Genomic DNA, 20,314 nt, shown 5'->3' on the forward strand with positions numbered 1-20,314 from the left:
CTTATTTAGAGAGAGTAAAATATTCTGCTAATGGACCCAAGGCCAAAGCAGGAAAAAACGATAGGGCAGCAATAATGGCTATTACAGCGAAGGTCATGATAGCAAAAGTTGAAGTATCTGTTTTTAGTGTTCCGGCACTTTCAGGAATATACTTTTTACCCGCCAGCAAACCCGCGATGGCTACCGGACCAATAATTGGTAAATAACGGCTTAATAAAAGTATGATACCTGTGGTGATATTCCAGAATGGATTATTATCCACTAATCCTTCAAAACCGCTTCCATTATTTGCAGAGGCTGAGGTGTATTCATAAAGCATTTCAGAAAAACCATGATAGCCAGAATTATTCAACCATCCGGTAGCGTTTCCATTAAACCACCAACCCATCTGCGCATCTTTAGCTGTTAAGTAAGATGATAAAGCAGCACCAACTAAAATCAGGAATGGGTGAAAAATGGCAATAACTGCCGCAATTTTTACTTCTCTTGCTTCAATTTTTTTACCCAGGAATTCTGGTGTACGGCCTACCATCAACCCGGAGATGAATACAGCCAGAACTATGAAAATGAAATAGTTGAGAATGCCTACGCCACATCCGCCATAAAAAGCATTTATCATCATTGATAATAGTTGCATGGCACCTGAAAGAGGCATGCTGCTATCGTGCATACTATTGACCGAACCTGTTGAAATAACGGTTGTAGCGATACTCCAATATGCTGATGCAACCGTGCCAAATCTTGTTTCTTTACCTTCCATACTTCCGGTGGGCTGTGCAATGCCCAAGTGCTGGATGGTAGGGCTTCCATTAATTTCTGAAAAAATGGTTGGAATAACAAGGCATAAAAAACCGGCTGTCATAACTCCAAAATTTGTCCAGGCTAATTTCCTGCGTTTCAGATAATACCCTAATGCGAAAATGAAAGCAAAAGGAATAATCATCTGAGAAATCATTTCTACCATGTTGGTAAAATAGCTGGGATTTTCAAATGGATGAGTAGAGTTTGCGCCAAAAAAACCTCCACCATTTGTGCCCAAATGCTTGATAGCCACGAAGGCCGCTGCCGGACCTCTTGAAATCTGAACGGAATTTCCTTCTAATGTAGTGACAGTATCTTTGCCATTAAATGTCATAGGAATGCCATTAAATGATAGAATGACTGACACTAAAAAAGAAAGAGGAAGGAGGATACGAGTACAACTTTTAAGAAAATAATTGTAAAAATTACCTAATTTTTGAGTTTGCCGTCTGCTTAGCGCATTGAAAACAATGGCACAAGCTGCCATACCAGTAGCCGCTGAAACAAAGTGGAGGTACATAAGACAGGTTAGTTGTGTCAGATAAGACACTCCGGTTTCGCCTGAATAATGTTGTAAGTTGCAATTAACTATAAATGAGATAGCTGTATTAAATGCCAGGTCAGGTGACATAGAAGGGTTATTGTCAGGATTCAGAGGTAGCCAACCCTGGTTCAATAGAATAAACATACTCAGTAAGAACCAGATAAAGTTAATTCCTAATAAGGTAGTTAAATGTTTTTTCCAGTTCATTTCCAAAGTGGCATCAATACTGCAGATTCGAAAAACAAACTTTTCTACAGGATTACATAAAGGGTCTAAAAAAGTCTTTTCCCCTGCATAAACCCTGGCAATATATTTTCCGAGTGGAACTGCCACTATTAGCGTAGCCACAAACATGGCCAAAATGCCTAAGATTTCAGTGTTCATAAATTTAGAATTTTTCAGGTTTCAGTAATACATATACCAGGTATCCGAAAACCAGAATTGATAAAATTAACAATGTTGTCATGGTTCTATATTTTTTCAAAAAACTGAATTGATTTATAACAGACTCCAAATAAGACTGCACCAAGAATGATTAAAATGAGTGTTACCATCGTTTTTAAAATTTAGTTCTGGCAGGTATATGCCAATGTTTATGCCGATTTGATGTTGTTTTTGATAAGTAATTGATTGTCAGTCTGTTATTTGGGTTTGTAAAATTGCAGGTATAAAAAAAAGCCTATCAAAATGATAAGCTTTTCTCAAAATAGCAGGGTAGGACAATCAATTAAACGATATAGAATTGAATGACGTGGAGGCTATGAGGCTGGTAAGGAATTTAACATAAATGATAAAAATAACTTTGTAAAACTTGAGACTAATTTAATTGAGGCAAATGATTTTTAATTGTTGAAATGATTTATAACAACCCATACTCTTCAATCTTTCTATACAAAGTAGCAATTCCAATCTCGAGTAATCTGGCTGTTTCAGCTTTATTGCCTTTTGTGTAGTTAAGTACTTTCTGAATGTGTAGCTTCTCTACGCTTGCCAAAGAAAATGCAGATAGAGTACTTTTGTTTGATCCACGCTCGGGATGTTGGATATCAAATGGTAACAAATCAGTAGTTAAAGTATTGGTATCAGCTAAAATTACTGCTCTTTCAATGATATTTTTCAATTCACGGATATTTCCAACCCATTTATAGCTCTCTAATTTTTCAAGACAATCTTCTTCAATTTTTTCAATTCGTTTGTTAGTTTTTGCCGAAAACTGTTGCATGAAATAATAAGTTAGAGATTCAATGTCTTTTATGCGTTCTCTTAGAGGTGGTAAATGAATCTCAAATACACTCAATCGAAAATAAAGATCAGGACGGAAATGATTAACTTCATATTCCTGTTTTAAATCTCTGTTAGTGGCTGCTATCAGCCTGAAATTTGATTTAGTGGGTTTAGTATCACCTAATTTAATGAACTCATTCGTTTCTAATACCCTTAATAGTTTAGCCTGAAGCTCTAAGGGCATTTCTCCGATTTCGTCTAAAAGTAAAGTTCCAGCATTGGCCTCTTCAATTAACCCTTTTTTATCTTTTATCGCTCCTGTAAATGCCCCCTGCCTGTGCCCGAACAATTCACTTTCTAAAATATCTTTACTGAAAGTACTACAATTGAGCGATACAAAATTTTTACCTGCTCTTGAACTTGCCTGATGAATGCCTTGAGCAAAAACTTCCTTTCCTGTGCCGGTTTCGCCAGTCAGCAGAACAGTCGTATCAATTGGAGCTACTTTTTTCGCTAAATCTATTGCTTGTTGAATAACTTTTGATTTGCCAATTATGGTATCAAATGAGAACTTTTCACTTACTCGCCTTTCAAGGTCTTGTATTTTCTTCTGCAATTGTACTTTTTCAAGAGCCCGATGGAGTAAAGGAACTATTTTTTCATTATCATCGCCTTTCACCAAATAGTCAAAAGCACCATTTTTCATGGCTTGAACCCCATCGTTGATGTTTCCATAGGCAGTCAATAAAATCACTTCTATTAATGGATGTGCTGATTTGATTTTAGACAGTAAATCAACACCGTTTCCATCAGGCAATTTTACATCTGAAAGTACTACATCTATTGCAAAGTGTTCTAATTTTTTCAAACCAGATCGGCTATCTGCAGCTTCTAACACCTCAAAGCCTTCAGACTGTAAAATACGAGCCAATAAGGTTCTGAGTTTTTCTTCGTCATCAATAATTAATATTGTTTTCATGCCTTAATCTGAATATCTTCTATTTACCTGCAGCCCAGAAAATAGCATTCTTAAACAAAGCTTTGTAAGCATCATTATCAAATAGTTCGGGCGAATGCCCCATGAATATATATACATTCCGTGCTTTCATTTTTTCGTTTGACCAAACTACAGGATGGTCTCCCATTTTTATTTTGGTGTCAGGTTTGTAGGTGCTTTCATCAACACTGGCTATCACACTTATACCGGATCGGGGACTTTTATTGTAGGTGTACCATTCTTCTTTATCAATCATAAATGATGTTGGTATCCCTTTCATAATCGGGTGTTGTTTGTTTTCGACTTTTACTGTTCCGGCTACAAAAGTGGCTATGTAATTGGTATATCGTATGCCTCCCATAAAATCAGAAAACCATTGCCACATCGGAAATCCATCGAACTCACCTAATAAAGTGGCATGATGAAAACCAATCCAACCACCCTTACCTCCTTCAATATATTTGACAAACGCCTGGGCCGCTTTTTCTTTCCAACCATATGGGGGATAATCTAACTGAATAAAAAGTTGATATTGATTCAGTAAGGTCTCATCTATTGTATCAGTATTCTGTAGATAATCAATCGAAAAACTACTGTCTGCCGCGAGTTGATTCAACCACATTCTGGCACGTGTGGAATATTGAATATGATGCCCTCCGTTTTCAGCAATAGCCAAAACTTTAAATTTAGACTGAGCCTGAGTGATGAAACAGATAAAAACAAGAGAGTAAGATAAACCTATTTTTTTCATTAATCTTTAGTGATTTGAACCTGCCCATAAAATTGCATTACGGACTAAGGTAGTATAATTTTTATTGTTGCAGAGCGAGGCATCATGTCCTATACCAATATAGATGGTGTGGGGATATTTTTCATTACACCAGATTAGCGGATGGTCTCCCATCGGTTTATTCTGTGTATAGGTAGATTCATTTGCTGAAGCTAATACTCTTACATTTGCTCTTGGACTTTTGTTAAATTCATACCATTCATCGGCTACCTCAATTCGCTTTGGCAAATGATTGGTGGCTGGATGTTTTCTGTCTTCAACAATAAATGTTCCTTTCTGAAATTTGGGATGCGGAGAATATTCAATACCCCCCATAAAATCTTCGAACCATTGCCAATATTCTCTTTTTGGAGATTTAAACATGGCTCCTGTTAATCCAGCAGCGTGAATGCCTACCCAGCCACCACCATTTTCAATATATTGCTGAAGGGCTGCCTGTTGAGCCTGTGACATATCGAATGGAGCTAAATGCAATTGAATAAATACTTTATATTGCATCAGATTTACTTCATTTACAAGGCTTGTATCGTCAGTAAATTCAAGATTGAAATTATTTTCTGCAGCCATTTTTTCAAAAAAAGGTTTGGCAGCAGCTATCATTTTCAGGTGGTCTTTAGCCCTCGAAGCTACAACCAAAGCTTTAAATTTAGGTTTGTGATGCGCCGATAAAAGGGTTATAAGAACAGCACCTGAAAGAGAGAATAAGCAATACAATTTTAACAGGCGATTCATAGGCGATTTGATTGAAATTTGCTATTTTTTAAGGACAATCTTTAATATCAGGTCTATTTTTTAAGAAATTATTAATTATAAGGCTCGAGGAAAAGTCCTTAAAAAGAATTATTTTCGCTTTTACCCACCAAAGATAAAACTTATGCGAAAAGAAAAAGAAAATGTTTTCCTGAGATTACCTAAAATTATTTTAAATGCACTACTAAATCTACTTAAAGACGATAACGAAAAATATACAGATCGCTCTAAATACCAGCTTGCCAAAGAGGTAAGAGAAGTTAAGGTTACGGTTAAAAGACTCATTAAAGACTTTTTCTTAATTTCTGTTGGTGTACTTTCAGCTGGCTTTGGGCTGGATGGTTTTTTATTGCCTAATGAGTTTATAGATGGTGGTGCTACTGGTATCTCCCTCCTCATTACGGCCGTTACGGGGTATCCGCTTTCATTGATGTTGATTATCGTTAATATTCCATTTATTATTATAGGTTTAAGGGTTGTAGGTAAAGAATTTGCTATTAAAACAGCTATTGGTATTGCCGCATTGGCTATTGCAGTGGCGACCATACCTTATCCCGAAATTACTCATGATAAATTACTTACTTCAGTTTTTGGAGGTTTCTTTTTAGGACTTGGCATAGGAATGGCCATGAGAGGTGGGGGAGTAATTGATGGAACGGAGGTGCTGGCAATTACCCTTAGCCGGAGAATGGGGCTGACAATTGGAGACGTAATTTTAGTAATTAACGTAATTATATTTTCGGTAGCTGCCTATGTGCTTTCTATAGAAACAGCTTTATATTCTATGTTGACCTATCTGTCGGCGTCAAAAACTGTTGATTTCGTAATTGAGGGTATTGAAGAATATACTGGTGTTACTATTATTTCACTTAAAGCTATGGAAGTAAAAAAGATGATAATTGAAGAAATGGGGAGAGGAGTAACTGTTTATAAGGGTGAAAGAGGATTTGGTAAAACTGGTTATTCGGAAGGAGAAGTGAAGATTGTTTATACCGTGATTACCCGCCTGGAGGTCAGCAAATTGAATTTAGAGATTGAAAAAATTGATCCGAATGCTTTTGTGATTATGACCAGTATTAAAGATACCAAAGGTGGAATGATCAAGAAACGCTCTGTACCGCATTAATTGGCTGAACTGTGAATTAGCTGATTGACCTGATTTCGCTAACACTAAATTGTCTTGAATCAGTCTTGATTATACATCGAGTGCTGTGTCTAAAATGTAATTTCAGTGAAATCTATTAATCGGTTAAATCAAAGTTCAAGACGATTTACTCAATATAATCTCAGAACTCTTCTGTACTTTTGTACATAAATAAATTGATGCACAAAAGTACAAATCAAAATGGCTCTTATTTTACCTGTTAAGGGAGTTAGCCCAGTTTGGGGCGAAAATTGTTGGTTTTCACCAAATGCGACTATTGTTGGCGACGTAACGATGGGAAAAGATTGCACGGTTTGGTTTAATGCCGTGATTCGTGGCGATGTAAATTCTATCATTATAGGTGATAGAGTTAATATTCAGGATGGAGCAGTGATTCACTGTACTTATCAAAAGACCCGAACCATTATTGGGCACAATGTCAGTATTGCACATAATGCGATTGTTCATGGATGTACTATTGAAGATAAAGTTTTAGTGGGTATGGGGGCTGTTATTATGGATGGTGCAGTAATTGGTTCAGGCTCAATTATTGCTGCAGGAGCTATCATAACCCAGAATATGGTTGTACCACCTAACTCTATCTACGCTGGAAACCCGGCAAAATTTCTCAAAGTTGTTACCCCCGAATTAGAAGAGGTATTTATGCGTACTGCTAACAATTATGTAATGTATGCAGAGTGGTTTAAAGTGTCAGATTGACAGTATTAAATTTACTCTTTTGCTAAAACGCTTGACTATGCATATTTTGACTCAAACTGATACAAAATAGCCAAAATTACATAAAAACACCCTTTTTTTTGTCCTGTTTTTCTTTAGAAACGCTATATTTGCGCCTTAAAAAAGGCTCAATAGGTGGAGTACGCAGGTTTAGGAGATGACATATTAGTCAAACTGATGAGTTTGGGAGATAAAGAGGCTTTTGGAGAGATTTACAGTCGATATTGGCGTAAATTATTTCAGAAAGCCCAACGAAAAATCTATGCAAAAGAGGTTGTTGAAGAAATTGTTCAAGACCTCTTTGTGACTCTTTGGGAAAAGCGTGCTTCGCAAAAAATCCAGACTTTGGAGCCTTATCTTTTTACAGCACTCAAATTCCAGATCATTACTCATATTAAGAAACAGGTATTGAAGGAAAAATTCGTTGCAATTACTACCGCCGAAAGTGAAGAAGAAGAAAATAGCCTTGAAGAAAAAATTGCTTATGATGATTTAACCCGGTCAATAGAACAGGCAATTGAGCAATTACCTGAAAAAACTCAACACATTTTTCGTCTCAACCGATTAGAAGGTAAAAGTACCAAAGAAATTGTAGAGATTCTTAATATTCCCGAGCGCACGGTAGAATATCATATTTCTCAATCTCTCAGATTTATGCGCGAGCACCTGAAGGAGTTTCTTACCTGGGGTATGCTGCTATTTATTCGTTAGTAAAAGGCGATGAGATATTGCCTGAGTGGTGTATCTACACTTCCTCTACTTGCTAATATTCAAATTATTTTTTGCCATTCAATCCTATTTAATCCTGCCAGATTTTGTTAACCGAAGGTTCTATTCATAGATATCTTTTCCGGCTTTGAATTTGTCATTTTACTTTTTGTTTAATCTTTCTTTTTTATTGTATTTTTTAAAGAAAATTTTATAAAAAGCCATTTATTCTGGTATTATTTAAAGAAATTTCAAAACTATTTGCGGTTTTTTATGACATTATCAGACATAGTAAATAAAGACAAGAAAAGAGACACTATCTGATGAAAAGCCGTAAAGCCTTTGGGAGACTTCTCCAGAAATACTTAGAGGGAAAATGTAGTGAGTCTGAAAGGCAATTGGTTGAGCAGTGGTATGAACTAATTGATGAAGAGCCAAGACAAGATTACTCTGACAGAGAATGGGAAGAGATAAAGTATAAATTATGGCGGAGAATTGAGGACAAGTCTTTTGAGCCAGCAGATATTTATACCGAATCGTCACAGATGTTTAGTTTCTGGCGTTCTTATCGTGTTGGGATTGCTGCTTCTGTAACTATACTATTAAGTTTAGGTATGTGGTGGTATCTTAATGAAGATGAAAAAAAATCAACTATTTTATCCACACAACAAGAAAAAAACGAATTAAAATTCATAGATAATACCTCTTCCAAGCCTATCAGAATAGGCCTTGAGGATGGGAGCACCGTAACACTAAGTCCACACAGCCAACTTCAGTATCCCAATCACTTTGCTGCGAACAAAAGAGAAGTCCAACTCACAGGTGAGGCCCTGTTTGAGGTAAGTAAAAACCCGGAAAGACCATTTTATGTCCTAACTGATAAACTTGTTACCAAAGTTTTAGGTACCAGTTTTTATGTTCGTACGGTCGAAGCTACAAAAAAAGTAGAAGTAGAAGTACTGACAGGTAAAGTGTCAGTGTACGAAAAAGAAAAAGTAAATAATGAAAACCCTGGTGTTGTATTGACTCCGAATCATAAGGTTACTTTTTTTATAGCTGAAAAGCATTTTATCACGGGTCTGGTGCAAAAGCCATTACCTCAGATTCAGACAATAGAAAATAAACCTGAAACTTTTGAATTTGATGATGCACCCATCGGAGAGGTGTTGAATAAGTTAGAAAGGGTATATGGAATTGATATTGAGCTTGAAAATGAAAAATTAAGTACATGCCCACTTACGGCTGATATTACTCGACAACCTTTATATACCAAGTTAGATATAATTTGTGCAACAATTAATGGACGATATGAAGTGAAAGGAACGACAATTCTGATAAGTGGAAAAGGGTGTGAGTAAGGAGATAATTAATTACTGAATAAAGCATCTATTCAACCTTAATAAACTAACCATCTATTTAGCTCCGGGAGTATGTTTAAACGTTATATCAAGACAAGCAAACATGCTCCCTTATTAACTAAGCCATCTATTTAACCTTAGCAATATAAGTAAAAAGCTGAGGTCTATTTAACGCAAACCCAATTGTATAAGTATGATTAAAAAATAAGTTCAATCTATGTAAAATAAAAAAAGCTGACAATGGTACCAGCATTGTCAGCCCAATATGCCCTGAGATTATTTTCGCTGCTCGTGAAAACAAGGGCTTCTTTTGTCAAATTCTTACCTCTAACAAAATTGTTCAAATGTATGAAAAAAAGATTACAAACAAGTAAAATCTTGCTACTTGCTATGAAAATTTCTGCTGTTCAGCTTGTATTGGCAATGATTTTCGCTACTGTTTCATATGCTTATGATTCAAAAGCTCAGGAGTTTTTGAATAAGCCTGTTTCAGTAAATGCAGAAAACCAGAGCCTTCGCGCAGTGTTGAGTATGATTGAAGAGCAGACCGATGTGAAGTTTGTTTATAGCTCAAAAGCTATTCATGCCGACCGTAAAGTGAGCTATACCGCAGCTGAACGAAAACTCTCTGATGTATTGGAATCGCTATTGAAGCCTATGAAGGTAAATTACAGGGTCATTGGCGGACAGATTATTCTTAATTGGGAAGACAGACAGACCCTTTTGAACGGAATTGAGGCACCTTCAATGATTGATAAAGAAAATCTTATGCTGACAATTGACCAACCGGTTAAAGGAAAGGTGACCGATAAGGATGGAGGGATGGGTTTACCTGGTGTCAGTGTTACGATTAAGGGGACAACTCGCGGAGTAACAACAGATGCTGAAGGCAACTATTCAATAGCAGTACCTAACGACAAATCGGTACTGGTATATAGTTTCCTGGGTTATGAGAAACAGGAAATCATTGTAGGGGCCCAAACAACAATTAATGTAACACTTGGCTCTGACATGAAAGCCTTAGAAGAGGTTGTGGTAGTTGGGTATGGTACTCAGAAAAAAGCAAATATGACCGGGGCTGTGTCAAGTATTGATGCGGCTGCAATAGAAAATCGTCCTGCCAGTAACTTAGCTACTGCTATGCAGGGAATGAGCCCAGGATTGATTATTACCCGCACAAGCGGACAGCCCGGAAGTGAAGATATAGGTATCCAGATTCGTGGAGCAACTACTGCCAATGGTTCAGTGAGCCCATTGGTTGTATTAGATGGGGTAGCGGTGCCAAGCAATACTCTACAGACAATGAACCCTAACGACGTTGAGAGTATCAGTGTTCTGAAAGATGCTGCAGCAGCAGCTATCTATGGTGCTCAAGCAGCAGGTGGGGTTATTCTTGTTACAACCAAGAAGGGAAAAGCCGGAAAAGTTACTTTTGATTATCTGGCGCAACAAGGCACAGACTGGTCAATTAATGTGCCTGAAAGAATGTCTTTACTGGAAGAAGCTGAATTTGCTAATCTGGCTCGTGCTAATTCCGGAAGTGGACCTGAGTATTCGGCAGATGACATTCAACGTATCAAAGATGGTATTCCTTATGTAGTCAATCCCGCTGATACAAGTACCTATCTTTTCTATAATCAGGTACCATTAGCAGACCAGATATTAAAAAAATACTCATCCATGCGTACGCACAATCTGACTGTAAGAGGCGGAACTGAAAAACTTAATTTCTTGCTTTCGGGTGGGTACTATGGTAAAAACGGAATATTTAAAGTTGGGCCTGATAGCTATAATCGTTATAATCTTCGTTTGAATCTTGGAGCTCAGTTAACTAAGATTTTCTCTCTTGATTCTCGACTTTCTTACACTAACGACAAGCAGGAGGCTTCGTCCGCAGGATTGAACGGACAAGGGTTAATTTATCAGATATACCGTTTGCGTACACGTACACCATTCTTTACACCAGAAGGGCGCTATAATGGTGCCGGGTCAGCAGCTACTGCTTATGCCTCATTGGAGTCGGGTGGATATAATGAATACAAACGTAATTATTTTGATGGAGTATTTACTTTAAAAGCCTCTGAGATTATTAAAGGACTAAACCTACGAGCAGTTTTAGGTACACAATATCGCCGAGGCGACAGAGAAGTTTTTTATCGTACTGTGCCACTTTGGGGTAAATCAAGAGTTCTTAGCTATCTGAATCAGGTTAATTCTTTTCAGTTAACAAATGAGTTAACTACCAATACAAACTTACAGTTTCTGGCTAATTATGATAGAAAGTTTGGTAAGCATACACTTGGTTTATTTGCAGGGTATCAATGGGAAGACTTTCGCTTTTCTTCGTTCTTTACTTCTGCTTCAAACTTAGTAAGTAACGATTTGCCAACTCTAAACTTAGGGGATGACAAAACCAAGAGCAATAGCCAGAGTATCTATGCCTATGCTTACCAATCAGTATTCGGTAGAGTAAATTACAGCTTTGCCGATAAATATTTGATTGAGGGTACGTTGCGTTCTGATGAAAGTTCAAGACTGGCACCAGGCTACCGTGTAAAGGTATTTCCTTCTGCATCAGCGGGCTGGAATATCCACCGTGAAGAATGGTTTTCAAATTCCTTAAAATTCATATCTGAATTAAAATTAAGAGCGTCGTGGGGTCGTTTAGGGGGTGCTTTGGGGAATACGTTGGGTTACTATGACTACCTGAACCAATTAAGCCGAAATAATAATTTAGTATTAGGTGATTCTCGTACTTCTTATATTTACCAAAGCTCAATTCCTTCAGCACAACTATCGTGGGAGACCATTGAGACTTCAAATATTGGTGCTGATCTCGGTTTCTTCCAGAATAAACTACAGGTCACTGCCGATTACTACGTGAAATATAACCGTAATATGCTTACTCCACAGCAATTACCAGCTGTGATCGGAATAGGAACACCGCGTAAAAACAATGGCGAGCTGAAATCGTGGGGATGGGAGTTAGAAGCGCGTTACAGAGGAGCAATTGGTAGTAATTTCTCGTATAATGTTGCAGCGAACCTGTCTGACAACCAGAACAAATTAATCAATTTCTCAGGCCGCAGAGTAATTGCTGCCGGTACTAACGGATTGATTGAGGGTTATCCACTCAATACTATATGGGGGTATGAAACGGCGGGTTATTTCACAAGTGCTGATGAAGTTAAAGCCTGGGCTTTCCAGGATAACCGCACAGGTGCAGGAGATATAAAGTATATTGACAAAAATGGCGATGGAAGACTGACTATCGGTAATGGTAATATTGACAATCATGGCGATCTTGTATTGTTGGGTACCACCCAACCCCGTTACTTGTTTGGAGTTACGCTTGGTTTCCAGTGGAAAAATATTGACTTCTCGGCGTTTGTGCAAGGGGTAGGGAAACGTAATTACCGTCCGACTACGGAAAATATAGCTCCATTACTTGTTACCTGGAAACAAGCATTGGGTGTGCATAAAGATTACTGGACTCCTGAAAATCCGAATGCGCTGTATCCAAGACCTTATGTAGGGGCTACGCATAACTATGTATCATCTGACAAATGGGTTTTAAATGCGAGTTATGCACGCTTGAAAAACATTCAGGTAGGTTATACATTACCAGTAACCTGGACCTCTAAAATTAATATTTCAAGGGCGAGATTTTTCTTCTCTGGTCAAGACCTTCTTACTATCTCATCATTGGGTAAATTCAAAGGCTTATTTGACCCGGAAAACCGCGATAATGTAGATAACGACTATCCATTCTTTGCTACGGCATCAATTGGTTTAAACCTTTCATTTTAATCAGGGGTATTAATTTTAATTATCCAACTCGTTTTTACATATGAAATCATTCATAAAATATATAACTTTAGGTGTAGCTGTTTTGGTAGGAGTAACCGCTTGTGATGTAAACAGACTTCCTGAAACAAACATTAGTGATGCCACTTTCTGGCGTTCGGAAGCTGACCTTAAATCGGCAGCAAACTATCTATATACTTTTTTGCCTGGCTTTAATACTGAAGATGTATGGTCTGACGATGCAGTAGGTCTTGCCTCTAATAATATCAGTGATGGCTCTCGTTTAGCACCTGCTACTGATGGCAACTATAGTAGTCCATACGGGTTAATCAGAGCGGCCAATAATATTATCGAAAAAGCTCCCCGAGCAGAATCAGCCGGACAGGCAGTTATTGATCGCTATATTGGCGAAGCCCGATTCTTCAGAGCATGGGCATATTTTTCGTTGGTTCAGAAATATGGGGATGTGCCATTAATTCTAAAAACTCTGGAAGACAACTCTCCTGAATTAACAGCTACGGCTACCTCAAGAGCTGAAATTTATACTCAGATTTATCAGGATTTAGACTTTGCTGCAAGCAAATTGCCAACCCCAACTGCTTTGGGTTCAGCAGATTATGGCCGGATCTCAAATACTGCTGCTTTAGCACTCAAAGCAAGAGTGGGGCTTTTTGAGGGCACTCGTTCAAAATTTCATAAATATGGAGACCCGAACGCACATCTTACTGTGGCTGTGGCAGCCGCCAAAGCCGTAATGGATAGTAAACAACATGATTTGTTTGCCAGTTACTTCAATTTATTTCAATATGAAGGTGAAGGACGGCAGAATCGTGAAAATATTATAGTAAGACAATACGGTGTTTCGGCAACAGAACGTGTAAGTACACATTCTTATTTCAGAGGAAGTTTAGAGAATGGTAATCTGAGTCCAACCAAGAGCTTGGCTGATGCCTATCTAATGAAAGACGGCCTACCAATTACAAAATCACCATTGTATAAAACTCCTGAGGCTTCTTTGGATGTATTTGCTAATCGCGACGAACGGATGTCGGCTACTTTTATGAAAAGAGGAGACGCTTATATGGGTACGAAACCTGTATTTGATATCGCTCCTTTAGTATTTAATAAAACCGGATTTACTTTTCGTAAATACTCTAATATTGATGACTGGACAACCCAAAATTCTTTAATGGACCGTGTTGTTTTACGTTATGCAGAAGTTTTATTGGTATATGCAGAAGCTAAATTTGAATTAGAAAATCAAATCAGTGATGCAGATTTAGAAATTTCTATCAACTTATTGCGCAAAAGAGCCAACATTGCTAAACTATCTAATGCATTTGTTTCGGAAAATGGTTTAGATATGCGCGATGAAATCCGACGAGAAAGACGTGTGGAGTTAGCACAAGAAAGTTTTCGTTATTGGGATCTTATCCGTTGGAAAATTGCTGAAGTAGAACTGCCAAAACCGGTTTTGGGTAATTATTTCTTCAAAACTGAGTTCGGGACTTCAGTTACTGTAAATCTGACACCTGAAAACTTCATTCTGGTGCAAGCAGCCAGCTTCCGTAAATTCGACCCCGAGAAAGATTATTTATGGCCTTTACCAATCAATGAAATTTCTTTGAACTCCAATCTAAAGCAAAATCCTAAGTGGTAAAATAGAATATTTAGAATAATCCCGACTCTCATCGGGATTATTCTTTAAAGCATAATTATATTTAATACTGTGGTTAGAAATAATTAATAAAGAAAGTAGATTTGTTTTCTATAACAGGTATATTGATATTTAACTAATTAAATGCCGATCTGGTCTGTTAATTTTGCTCTTCAAATTGCCACACAAAACTGATCGATTCAACCCTAATCAACCAATCTAATGAAGAAAAAGTATTTCATTTTTCTGGTTCTAATATTCATTGCATTTAATACCTCCTCACAGTTACTTCACCTAAAAGAGGATGTAAAAGTATCTAATCATCCTCGCATTCTGCTTTTGCAAGGTGAGGAAACAACTATTCTGAAAAATATTGCTTCTGACAGTAATTGGAAGAAAATTCATCTGGTAATTCTTGCTGAAAGTGATCGTCTTCTCAATCAACCAGTATTAGAAAGAATACAGATAGGTCGCAGGCTCCTGGCTACTTCAAGAGAGTGTCTTCGCAGAATATTTTATCTTTCCTATTCCTACCGTATTACTAATGATAAAAAATATCTGACCAGAGCAGAGGAAGAATTAGTAAAAGTTTCACAGTTTAGCGATTGGAATCCAAGCCATTTTTTAGATGTTGCAGAGATGACTATGGGTGTAGCCATCGGTTATGACTGGTTATTTAAAGATTTACAACAATCATCAAAAGAAATTATTAAAGAGGCTATCCTAAAAAAAGGTATCGAACCTTCACTCAATAGTAAATATAATTACTGGTTGAAAAACTCGAATAACTGGAATCAGGTGTGTAACGCCGGAATGAGTTACGGTGCATTAGCAATCTACGAAGAAAACCCGGCCTTAGCCAGACAAATTATTGATCGAGCTGTTGAGTCTATCAAAATTCCAATGGGTGATTACAAGCCTGAAGGGGCGTATCCTGAAGGATATAGTTATTGGGGTTATGGTACAAGTTTTAATATAATGTTTATCAGTGCTATTCAGAAGGTATTTAAAACTGATTTTGCTTTGTCAGAAACAGAAGGTTTCCTGAAAACAGCCGGATACTTTCAGCACATGGTTGGAACCTCTGGAAAAAACTTCAACTATTCGGATGCCGGAAATGGTACAGATTTAAGCCCGGCTATGTTCTGGTTTGCGGATAGAAATAAGGATAATAGCCTATTATATACTGAAAATAACTATGTGAATGACAGTAAATCAATTGGTAGAGATCGTTTGCTTCCGGCTGCGATGATATGGGGTAAGGATTTATCGCTTAATAATGCCAAAGCTCCTGAGCAATTCATTTGGGTAGGGCAGGGGAGAAACCCTGTAGCTTTGATGCGTACTTCATGGACAGACCCTGATGCAATTTACGTGGGTTTCAAGACAGGGTCTCCTTCTGTGAGCCATGGTCATATGGATGTTGGTTCATTTGTAATGGATGCAAATGGCGAACGTTGGTCGATGGATTTCGGAATGCAGGAGTATGAGTCTCTGGAGTCGAAAGGTGTTAATTTATGGGATATGAAACAAAATTCTCAACGCTGGCAAATATTTCGATACAATAATCTGGCTCATAGTACTCTAACTTTTGATAATGAATTTCAAAAAGTAGAGGGTAAAGCAGGTATTCAAAAGTTTACTGCCAACCCCAAATTTATAAGTGCTATCAGCGATATTAGCGGCGTATATAAAACTAAAGAAGTAATAAGAGGAATAGCGATTGTAGATCAAAAGTTTGTAGCTGTGAAAGACGAAATTGTAGCAGACCAAAACTCAACTACAGTCCGATGGTCAATGTTAACTCCGGCAGAAGTACACATTGATACCCATGCGTCAGCTACACTCATACACAAAGGCAAGAAGTTGCACCTAAAAGTAGTGGAACCTGCAAATGCCACTCTGAAAACCTGGTCAACACAAGGTAAAAATGATTTTGATGCTCCAAACCCGGGTACAACACTGATAGGTTTTGAAGCAGCACTTTCTGCAAGCAGCAAAACCAACCTGACTATTTTGTTAATACCCGAAGGCACAAAAACAAACATTAAACAAACTATTCCGGCTTTGAAAGACTGGAAATAATATAATTGAGTGATTTTGTCTGAACTTTGATTTAAATGATTTAATTAAAGTTCAGACAAAATCACTTAATCACTAAATTCTTAAACTTATGAAAACCTTCTTTACCTCTATATTCTTTAGCCTTGTGCTAATTGCTCAGGCTCAGGTGAAACAACGAAATATATTAGGCAATACATACTCTATAGATGCTTATAAGTCGAGCATCGTACCTAAAAGCCAATGGAAGCCGTATCCGAAAACACCGGAAGAATGGAAAGCAGCTTTGCCTGATTCGTTAATTCAATCAATTATAAAAGCAGGCGAAGCAACGGCTAAAAAAGAAATGCCTCAGATGTCGGCAACAATTCTGATGAATTATGTTCGCTCCGGTGACCGTGAAGAACATTCAAAAATATCTTTTGGCCGACGTATTAATCTGATGGATTTAGTGATGGCTGAATCGGTTGAAGGGAAAGGTCGTTTTACAGAGGACATTATGAACTATGTATGGGCCATATGCGAAGAAACCTACTGGGGAGTTCCGGCGCATTTAGGGGTGCAAAAGGCAAAAAATGGTTTACCAGATGCAGAAGACCCTACGGTTGATTTATTCGCTGCCGAAACAGCATCAGTTTTAGGCTTGACTGACTATTTTGTTGGTGAAAAATTGGATAAGATTTCACCACTTATCCGTAAAAGAATTTATTCAGAAACAAAACGCAAAATTTTTGAGCCTATCAAACAGGTTGAGAGATATGGTTGGTTAAGTAAAAAAAATCCAGTTAATAACTGGAACCCCTGGATTGTTTCTAACTTATTGATTGCTGATTTATTTATAGAATCTGACGAAAACAAAAGAGCTATTAATGCTTATACTTATTCTACTTTGATGGATGCTTACCTGAATAGTTTAGGTGATGATGGGGGGTGTGATGAGGGTCCAAGTTATTGGTTTGCCGCTGGCGCTTGTGTTTTTGATGCACTTGAAACACTATCAAGTGCATCAAATGGAAAAATAAATATCTATGACCAGCCAATTATACAAAAACTGGCGGCATATATTTATAAAACACACATTGCTGATGATTATTTTGTGAATTTTGCAGATGCAGACCCTAAACTACGCCCGGATGGTTTGATGTTGTATCGTTTCGGGCAAGCACTGAAAGATAACACACTTATGCAATTTGGTTTGTGGGCATTTCAAAGATTCCCTTCTACGGCTACTTCAAATGGTAGTTTTCATCGGATGAGAAGAATCGCTAATATTCTTACAGTGAATGAAATACCAGAAGTTACTACTACTTACAAACCTAATGCTGATGCCTGGTTTAAGGATATTCAGGTACTCACTACCCGCGCATCAAATGGTTTTTATTTAGCTACTCATGCCGGACACAATGCCGAAAGTCATAACCATAATGATGTGGGGGATTTTCTGTTATATGCTAATGGTGAGCCAGTAATTATTGATGCCGGGCGTGGTAATTATACTGCCCGTACCTTTTCTTCGAAACGATATGAATTATGGTTTACACAATCGCAATATCATAACCTCCCGATTATTAATGGCAAAGGGCAGTTAGCTGGCCGCCACTATGAAGGAGCCAATGTGGAATGTACAGTAAATGAAAAAGAGGCTGCCTTGAATATGGATATTGCTCCGTCTTACGATAAGGAAGCAGGGGTTCAGAAATGGAACCGAACGGTAAAATTGAACAAGATAAAAAATCAGGTAGAGATTACAGATGATTATATCTTAAATCAGAAACCGATCTCACTGGAGCAGGTTTTTATGACAGTTTGTGAAATAAACACCGATATACCTGGAAAGATTATCTTGACAACGCCCAAAAGACAAAATGTGATTTTGTTATATGATACTAAAAGCTGGACAGTTTCTACCGACTTCCCTTCAACTGAAGGTATGGAGTATAAAAGTTTTAAAACAAAATGGGATAATCACCCTGTAAGACGTATGATACTCACCAATAAAAATCTATTGCAAAAAAGCAAAAGTGTTTTTACTATTATGATGGAATAGTGATTGCCGTCATATATTTAGTCAAATACCGCTCAATAACTTATCCTTATCTTCTAAAAGAAAATGCTACAATCACAAGCAAAACGCTTACAGAACCCAAAGCAACTGATAAAGAGGTAAGTTCTGCTACAAATCCTAAAAAGGCAGGGCCTGCTAATTGTCCGATATATCCAAGTGTGGTTACTCCAGCAATAGCTGCACTTGGAGACATATCGGGCAGATTTCCGGCAGAGCTGAAAAATACAGGAACGATATTCGCACAACCTACTCCGACCAATACAAAACCTATAATTGTTGCTATTCCGTAAGGTATCAGAATGGCTAAGAGGATACCAGCTGCGGCAAGAAGCCCTCCGTATAGAACTACTTTCTGAGAACTAAACGAATTGATAATTTTATCGCCAGATAAACGCATAACAGACATGGCAACTGAAAAAGCTGCAAAACCAATACCAGAGGTAGATTGAGTAAAGTTTCTATGAAATTGAAGAAACACAGCACTCCAGTCAAGAATTGCCCCTTCAGCCAGAAACGCTACAAAACACATCAAACCCAGAATTAGTACACGTCCTTTTGGAATAGTAAGGGTTGATGTGTTTACTTTCTTTTCTTCTGAATGAGGTAGCAGATTTCTGTATTGGCTTAAGGAAATAAATATTAATAATGCAGAAATAGAAAATACCGCTACTGTTGATGATAAACCCAAGCCAAAGAAAAAACCTAACCCTAACGAACCGATCAGTCCACCTACACTAAATAATCCATGAAATGAAGACATAATATATTTACCGACCCGCTCTTGTATAATTACAGCTTGTGCATTCATCGAAACATCAATCGCACCAATGGCAATTCCAAACAGATACAATGAGACGGACAGAGTAATGCTTGTATCTGCAAATAAAAGGAGGGGTAATATTAAGGCAATCATTAATCCGGCTATTAGCATTACTTTTCTGCTACCAAATCGGTTAATAATCGAGCCTGTAAATGGCATAATTGTCATCGCTCCTGCGCCTAAACATAATAAAATAAGGCCAAGAGCGGCATCATTCAATTGAAGTCTGATTTTGGCCAGTGGCACCATTGGAACCCATGTTGCCAAGCCTATACCGCAAACTAAAAAAATGAATAGAGTAGAAATACGAGCTTTACGTAATTTTTTTTGTGTAGATAAATCACTGATTAGAGAAGAGGTCATATCTGGATAAGGTTAAAGAATTATTCCCTCAAAGAAATGAACATTTTGAGAGACCATAGATATATTTTAAAAAAAAATATTAATTACTTTTTAATCTTTGAGAATATTCCCAAATTTACACATAGTATTAGCTAACCCATGAAACCTAATTAACCTCGTCCAGTAAATTTTTTGAGTACAAACTTTCCCAAAAAGTCTTGATTAAGTCTGATCTCTCTGATATGAATTAACTCATATCAGAAGGTTGTTTTTAATCTTTGCCCGATGGAATAGGATTTTAATCAGAATTTTTAAATTTTTTTAATAATTCTTTTTTCCCCAGATTCCATATTCAAAAAAAAGCTAACTGTTTGATTTTTAGAGATTATCAGCTTGTAATTTTCACTTTCATTATTGAAATTTTTAACTGAAAATACCTCAGGAATGGAATTTGCTAAACCGTTTTTGATTGTATTTTTTTAAGAATATTTAAAATGATTTAGGGATT

The 20,314-nt window shown here is 37.3% G+C and carries 14 protein-coding genes; 8 read left to right on the forward strand and 6 right to left on the reverse strand.

Annotated features, from left to right (window positions below):
• Position 1: 1 nt before the first annotated feature.
• The 5 genes from kdpA to H1R81_RS04505 form a co-directional block, all read right to left on the reverse strand.
• The gene (kdpA, locus tag H1R81_RS04485) at positions 2–1,729 is read right to left on the reverse strand and encodes a potassium-transporting ATPase subunit KdpA (RefSeq protein WP_181839468.1); all 1,728 of its coding nucleotides are present in this window, start codon (positions 1,727–1,729) and stop codon (positions 2–4) included.
• Between the two features lie 4 nt (positions 1,730–1,733).
• Positions 1,734–1,811 (reverse strand): K(+)-transporting ATPase subunit F, encoded by a 78-nt coding sequence (gene kdpF / locus H1R81_RS04490; RefSeq protein ID WP_181839994.1) that lies wholly within the window; start codon positions 1,809–1,811, stop codon positions 1,734–1,736.
• Positions 1,812–2,204: 393 nt separating this feature from the next.
• Positions 2,205–3,548 (reverse strand): sigma-54 dependent transcriptional regulator, encoded by a 1,344-nt coding sequence (locus H1R81_RS04495; protein ID WP_181839469.1) that lies wholly within the window; start codon positions 3,546–3,548, stop codon positions 2,205–2,207.
• A 19-nt stretch (positions 3,549–3,567) separates the two neighbouring features.
• Positions 3,568–4,317, reverse strand: a complete 750-nt coding sequence (locus H1R81_RS04500; protein WP_181839470.1) for a ThuA domain-containing protein — start codon at positions 4,315–4,317, stop codon at positions 3,568–3,570.
• Positions 4,318–4,323: 6 nt separating this feature from the next.
• Entirely contained in the window at positions 4,324–5,088 is a 765-nt protein-coding gene (locus tag H1R81_RS04505) for a ThuA domain-containing protein (protein ID WP_181839471.1), read from the reverse strand.
• A gap of 142 nt (positions 5,089–5,230) precedes the next feature.
• On the opposite strand from H1R81_RS04505, the gene H1R81_RS04510 reads away from it, so the two are divergent.
• The 8 genes from H1R81_RS04510 to H1R81_RS04545 all read left to right on the forward strand — a co-directional run bounded on the left by H1R81_RS04510 (position 5,231) and on the right by H1R81_RS04545 (position 18,626).
• Positions 5,231–6,232 (forward strand): YitT family protein, encoded by a 1,002-nt coding sequence (locus tag H1R81_RS04510; protein ID WP_181839472.1) that lies wholly within the window; start codon positions 5,231–5,233, stop codon positions 6,230–6,232.
• Between the two features lie 219 nt (positions 6,233–6,451).
• The gene (locus H1R81_RS04515) at positions 6,452–6,970 is read left to right on the forward strand and encodes a gamma carbonic anhydrase family protein (protein WP_181839473.1); all 519 of its coding nucleotides are present in this window, start codon (positions 6,452–6,454) and stop codon (positions 6,968–6,970) included.
• Positions 6,971–7,123: 153 nt separating this feature from the next.
• The gene (locus tag H1R81_RS04520) at positions 7,124–7,699 is read left to right on the forward strand and encodes an RNA polymerase sigma-70 factor (protein ID WP_181839474.1); all 576 of its coding nucleotides are present in this window, start codon (positions 7,124–7,126) and stop codon (positions 7,697–7,699) included.
• 320 nt (positions 7,700–8,019) lie between these two features.
• Positions 8,020–9,054, forward strand: a complete 1,035-nt coding sequence (locus H1R81_RS04525) for a FecR family protein (RefSeq protein ID WP_181839475.1) — start codon at positions 8,020–8,022, stop codon at positions 9,052–9,054.
• A 348-nt stretch (positions 9,055–9,402) separates the two neighbouring features.
• Entirely contained in the window at positions 9,403–12,864 is a 3,462-nt protein-coding gene (locus H1R81_RS04530; RefSeq protein WP_229251046.1) for a SusC/RagA family TonB-linked outer membrane protein, read from the forward strand.
• Positions 12,865–12,904: 40 nt separating this feature from the next.
• Positions 12,905–14,521, forward strand: coding sequence for a RagB/SusD family nutrient uptake outer membrane protein (locus tag H1R81_RS04535; RefSeq protein ID WP_181839476.1), 1,617 nt, complete (start codon positions 12,905–12,907; stop codon positions 14,519–14,521).
• A gap of 219 nt (positions 14,522–14,740) precedes the next feature.
• Entirely contained in the window at positions 14,741–16,603 is a 1,863-nt protein-coding gene (locus tag H1R81_RS04540) for a heparinase II/III family protein (protein WP_181839477.1), read from the forward strand.
• A gap of 88 nt (positions 16,604–16,691) precedes the next feature.
• Positions 16,692–18,626: a heparinase II/III family protein gene (locus H1R81_RS04545; RefSeq protein WP_181839478.1), complete on the forward strand. Its 1,935-nt coding sequence runs from the start codon at positions 16,692–16,694 to the stop codon at positions 18,624–18,626.
• A 46-nt stretch (positions 18,627–18,672) separates the two neighbouring features.
• On the opposite strand, the gene H1R81_RS04550 is transcribed toward H1R81_RS04545, so the two are convergent.
• A complete protein-coding gene (locus H1R81_RS04550; protein ID WP_181839479.1) occupies positions 18,673–19,827 on the reverse strand; it encodes an MFS transporter in 1,155 nt (384 codons plus the stop codon).
• Positions 19,828–20,314 lie beyond the last annotated feature (487 nt).

Origin of the sequence: Emticicia sp. BO119, from assembly GCF_013912375.1 — a bacterium.
GTDB lineage: Bacteria > Bacteroidota > Bacteroidia > Cytophagales > Spirosomataceae > Emticicia.

Coding starts and splice junctions, on each gene's coding strand:
- kdpA (WP_181839468.1), bottom strand. CDS start 1,729: ATGAACACTGAAATCTTAGGCATTTTGGCCATGTTTGTGGCTACGCTA.
- kdpF (WP_181839994.1), bottom strand. CDS start 1,811: ATGACAACATTGTTAATTTTATCAATTCTGGTTTTCGGATACCTGGTA.
- H1R81_RS04495 (WP_181839469.1), bottom strand. CDS start 3,548: ATGAAAACAATATTAATTATTGATGACGAAGAAAAACTCAGAACCTTA.
- H1R81_RS04500 (WP_181839470.1), bottom strand. CDS start 4,317: ATGAAAAAAATAGGTTTATCTTACTCTCTTGTTTTTATCTGTTTCATC.
- H1R81_RS04505 (WP_181839471.1), bottom strand. CDS start 5,088: ATGAATCGCCTGTTAAAATTGTATTGCTTATTCTCTCTTTCAGGTGCT.
- H1R81_RS04510 (WP_181839472.1), top strand. CDS start 5,231: ATGCGAAAAGAAAAAGAAAATGTTTTCCTGAGATTACCTAAAATTATT.
- H1R81_RS04515 (WP_181839473.1), top strand. CDS start 6,452: ATGGCTCTTATTTTACCTGTTAAGGGAGTTAGCCCAGTTTGGGGCGAA.
- H1R81_RS04525 (WP_181839475.1), top strand. CDS start 8,020: ATGAAAAGCCGTAAAGCCTTTGGGAGACTTCTCCAGAAATACTTAGAG.
- H1R81_RS04530 (WP_229251046.1), top strand. CDS start 9,403: ATGAAAAAAAGATTACAAACAAGTAAAATCTTGCTACTTGCTATGAAA.
- H1R81_RS04535 (WP_181839476.1), top strand. CDS start 12,905: ATGAAATCATTCATAAAATATATAACTTTAGGTGTAGCTGTTTTGGTA.
- H1R81_RS04540 (WP_181839477.1), top strand. CDS start 14,741: ATGAAGAAAAAGTATTTCATTTTTCTGGTTCTAATATTCATTGCATTT.
- H1R81_RS04545 (WP_181839478.1), top strand. CDS start 16,692: ATGAAAACCTTCTTTACCTCTATATTCTTTAGCCTTGTGCTAATTGCT.
- H1R81_RS04550 (WP_181839479.1), bottom strand. CDS start 19,827: ATGACCTCTTCTCTAATCAGTGATTTATCTACACAAAAAAAATTACGT.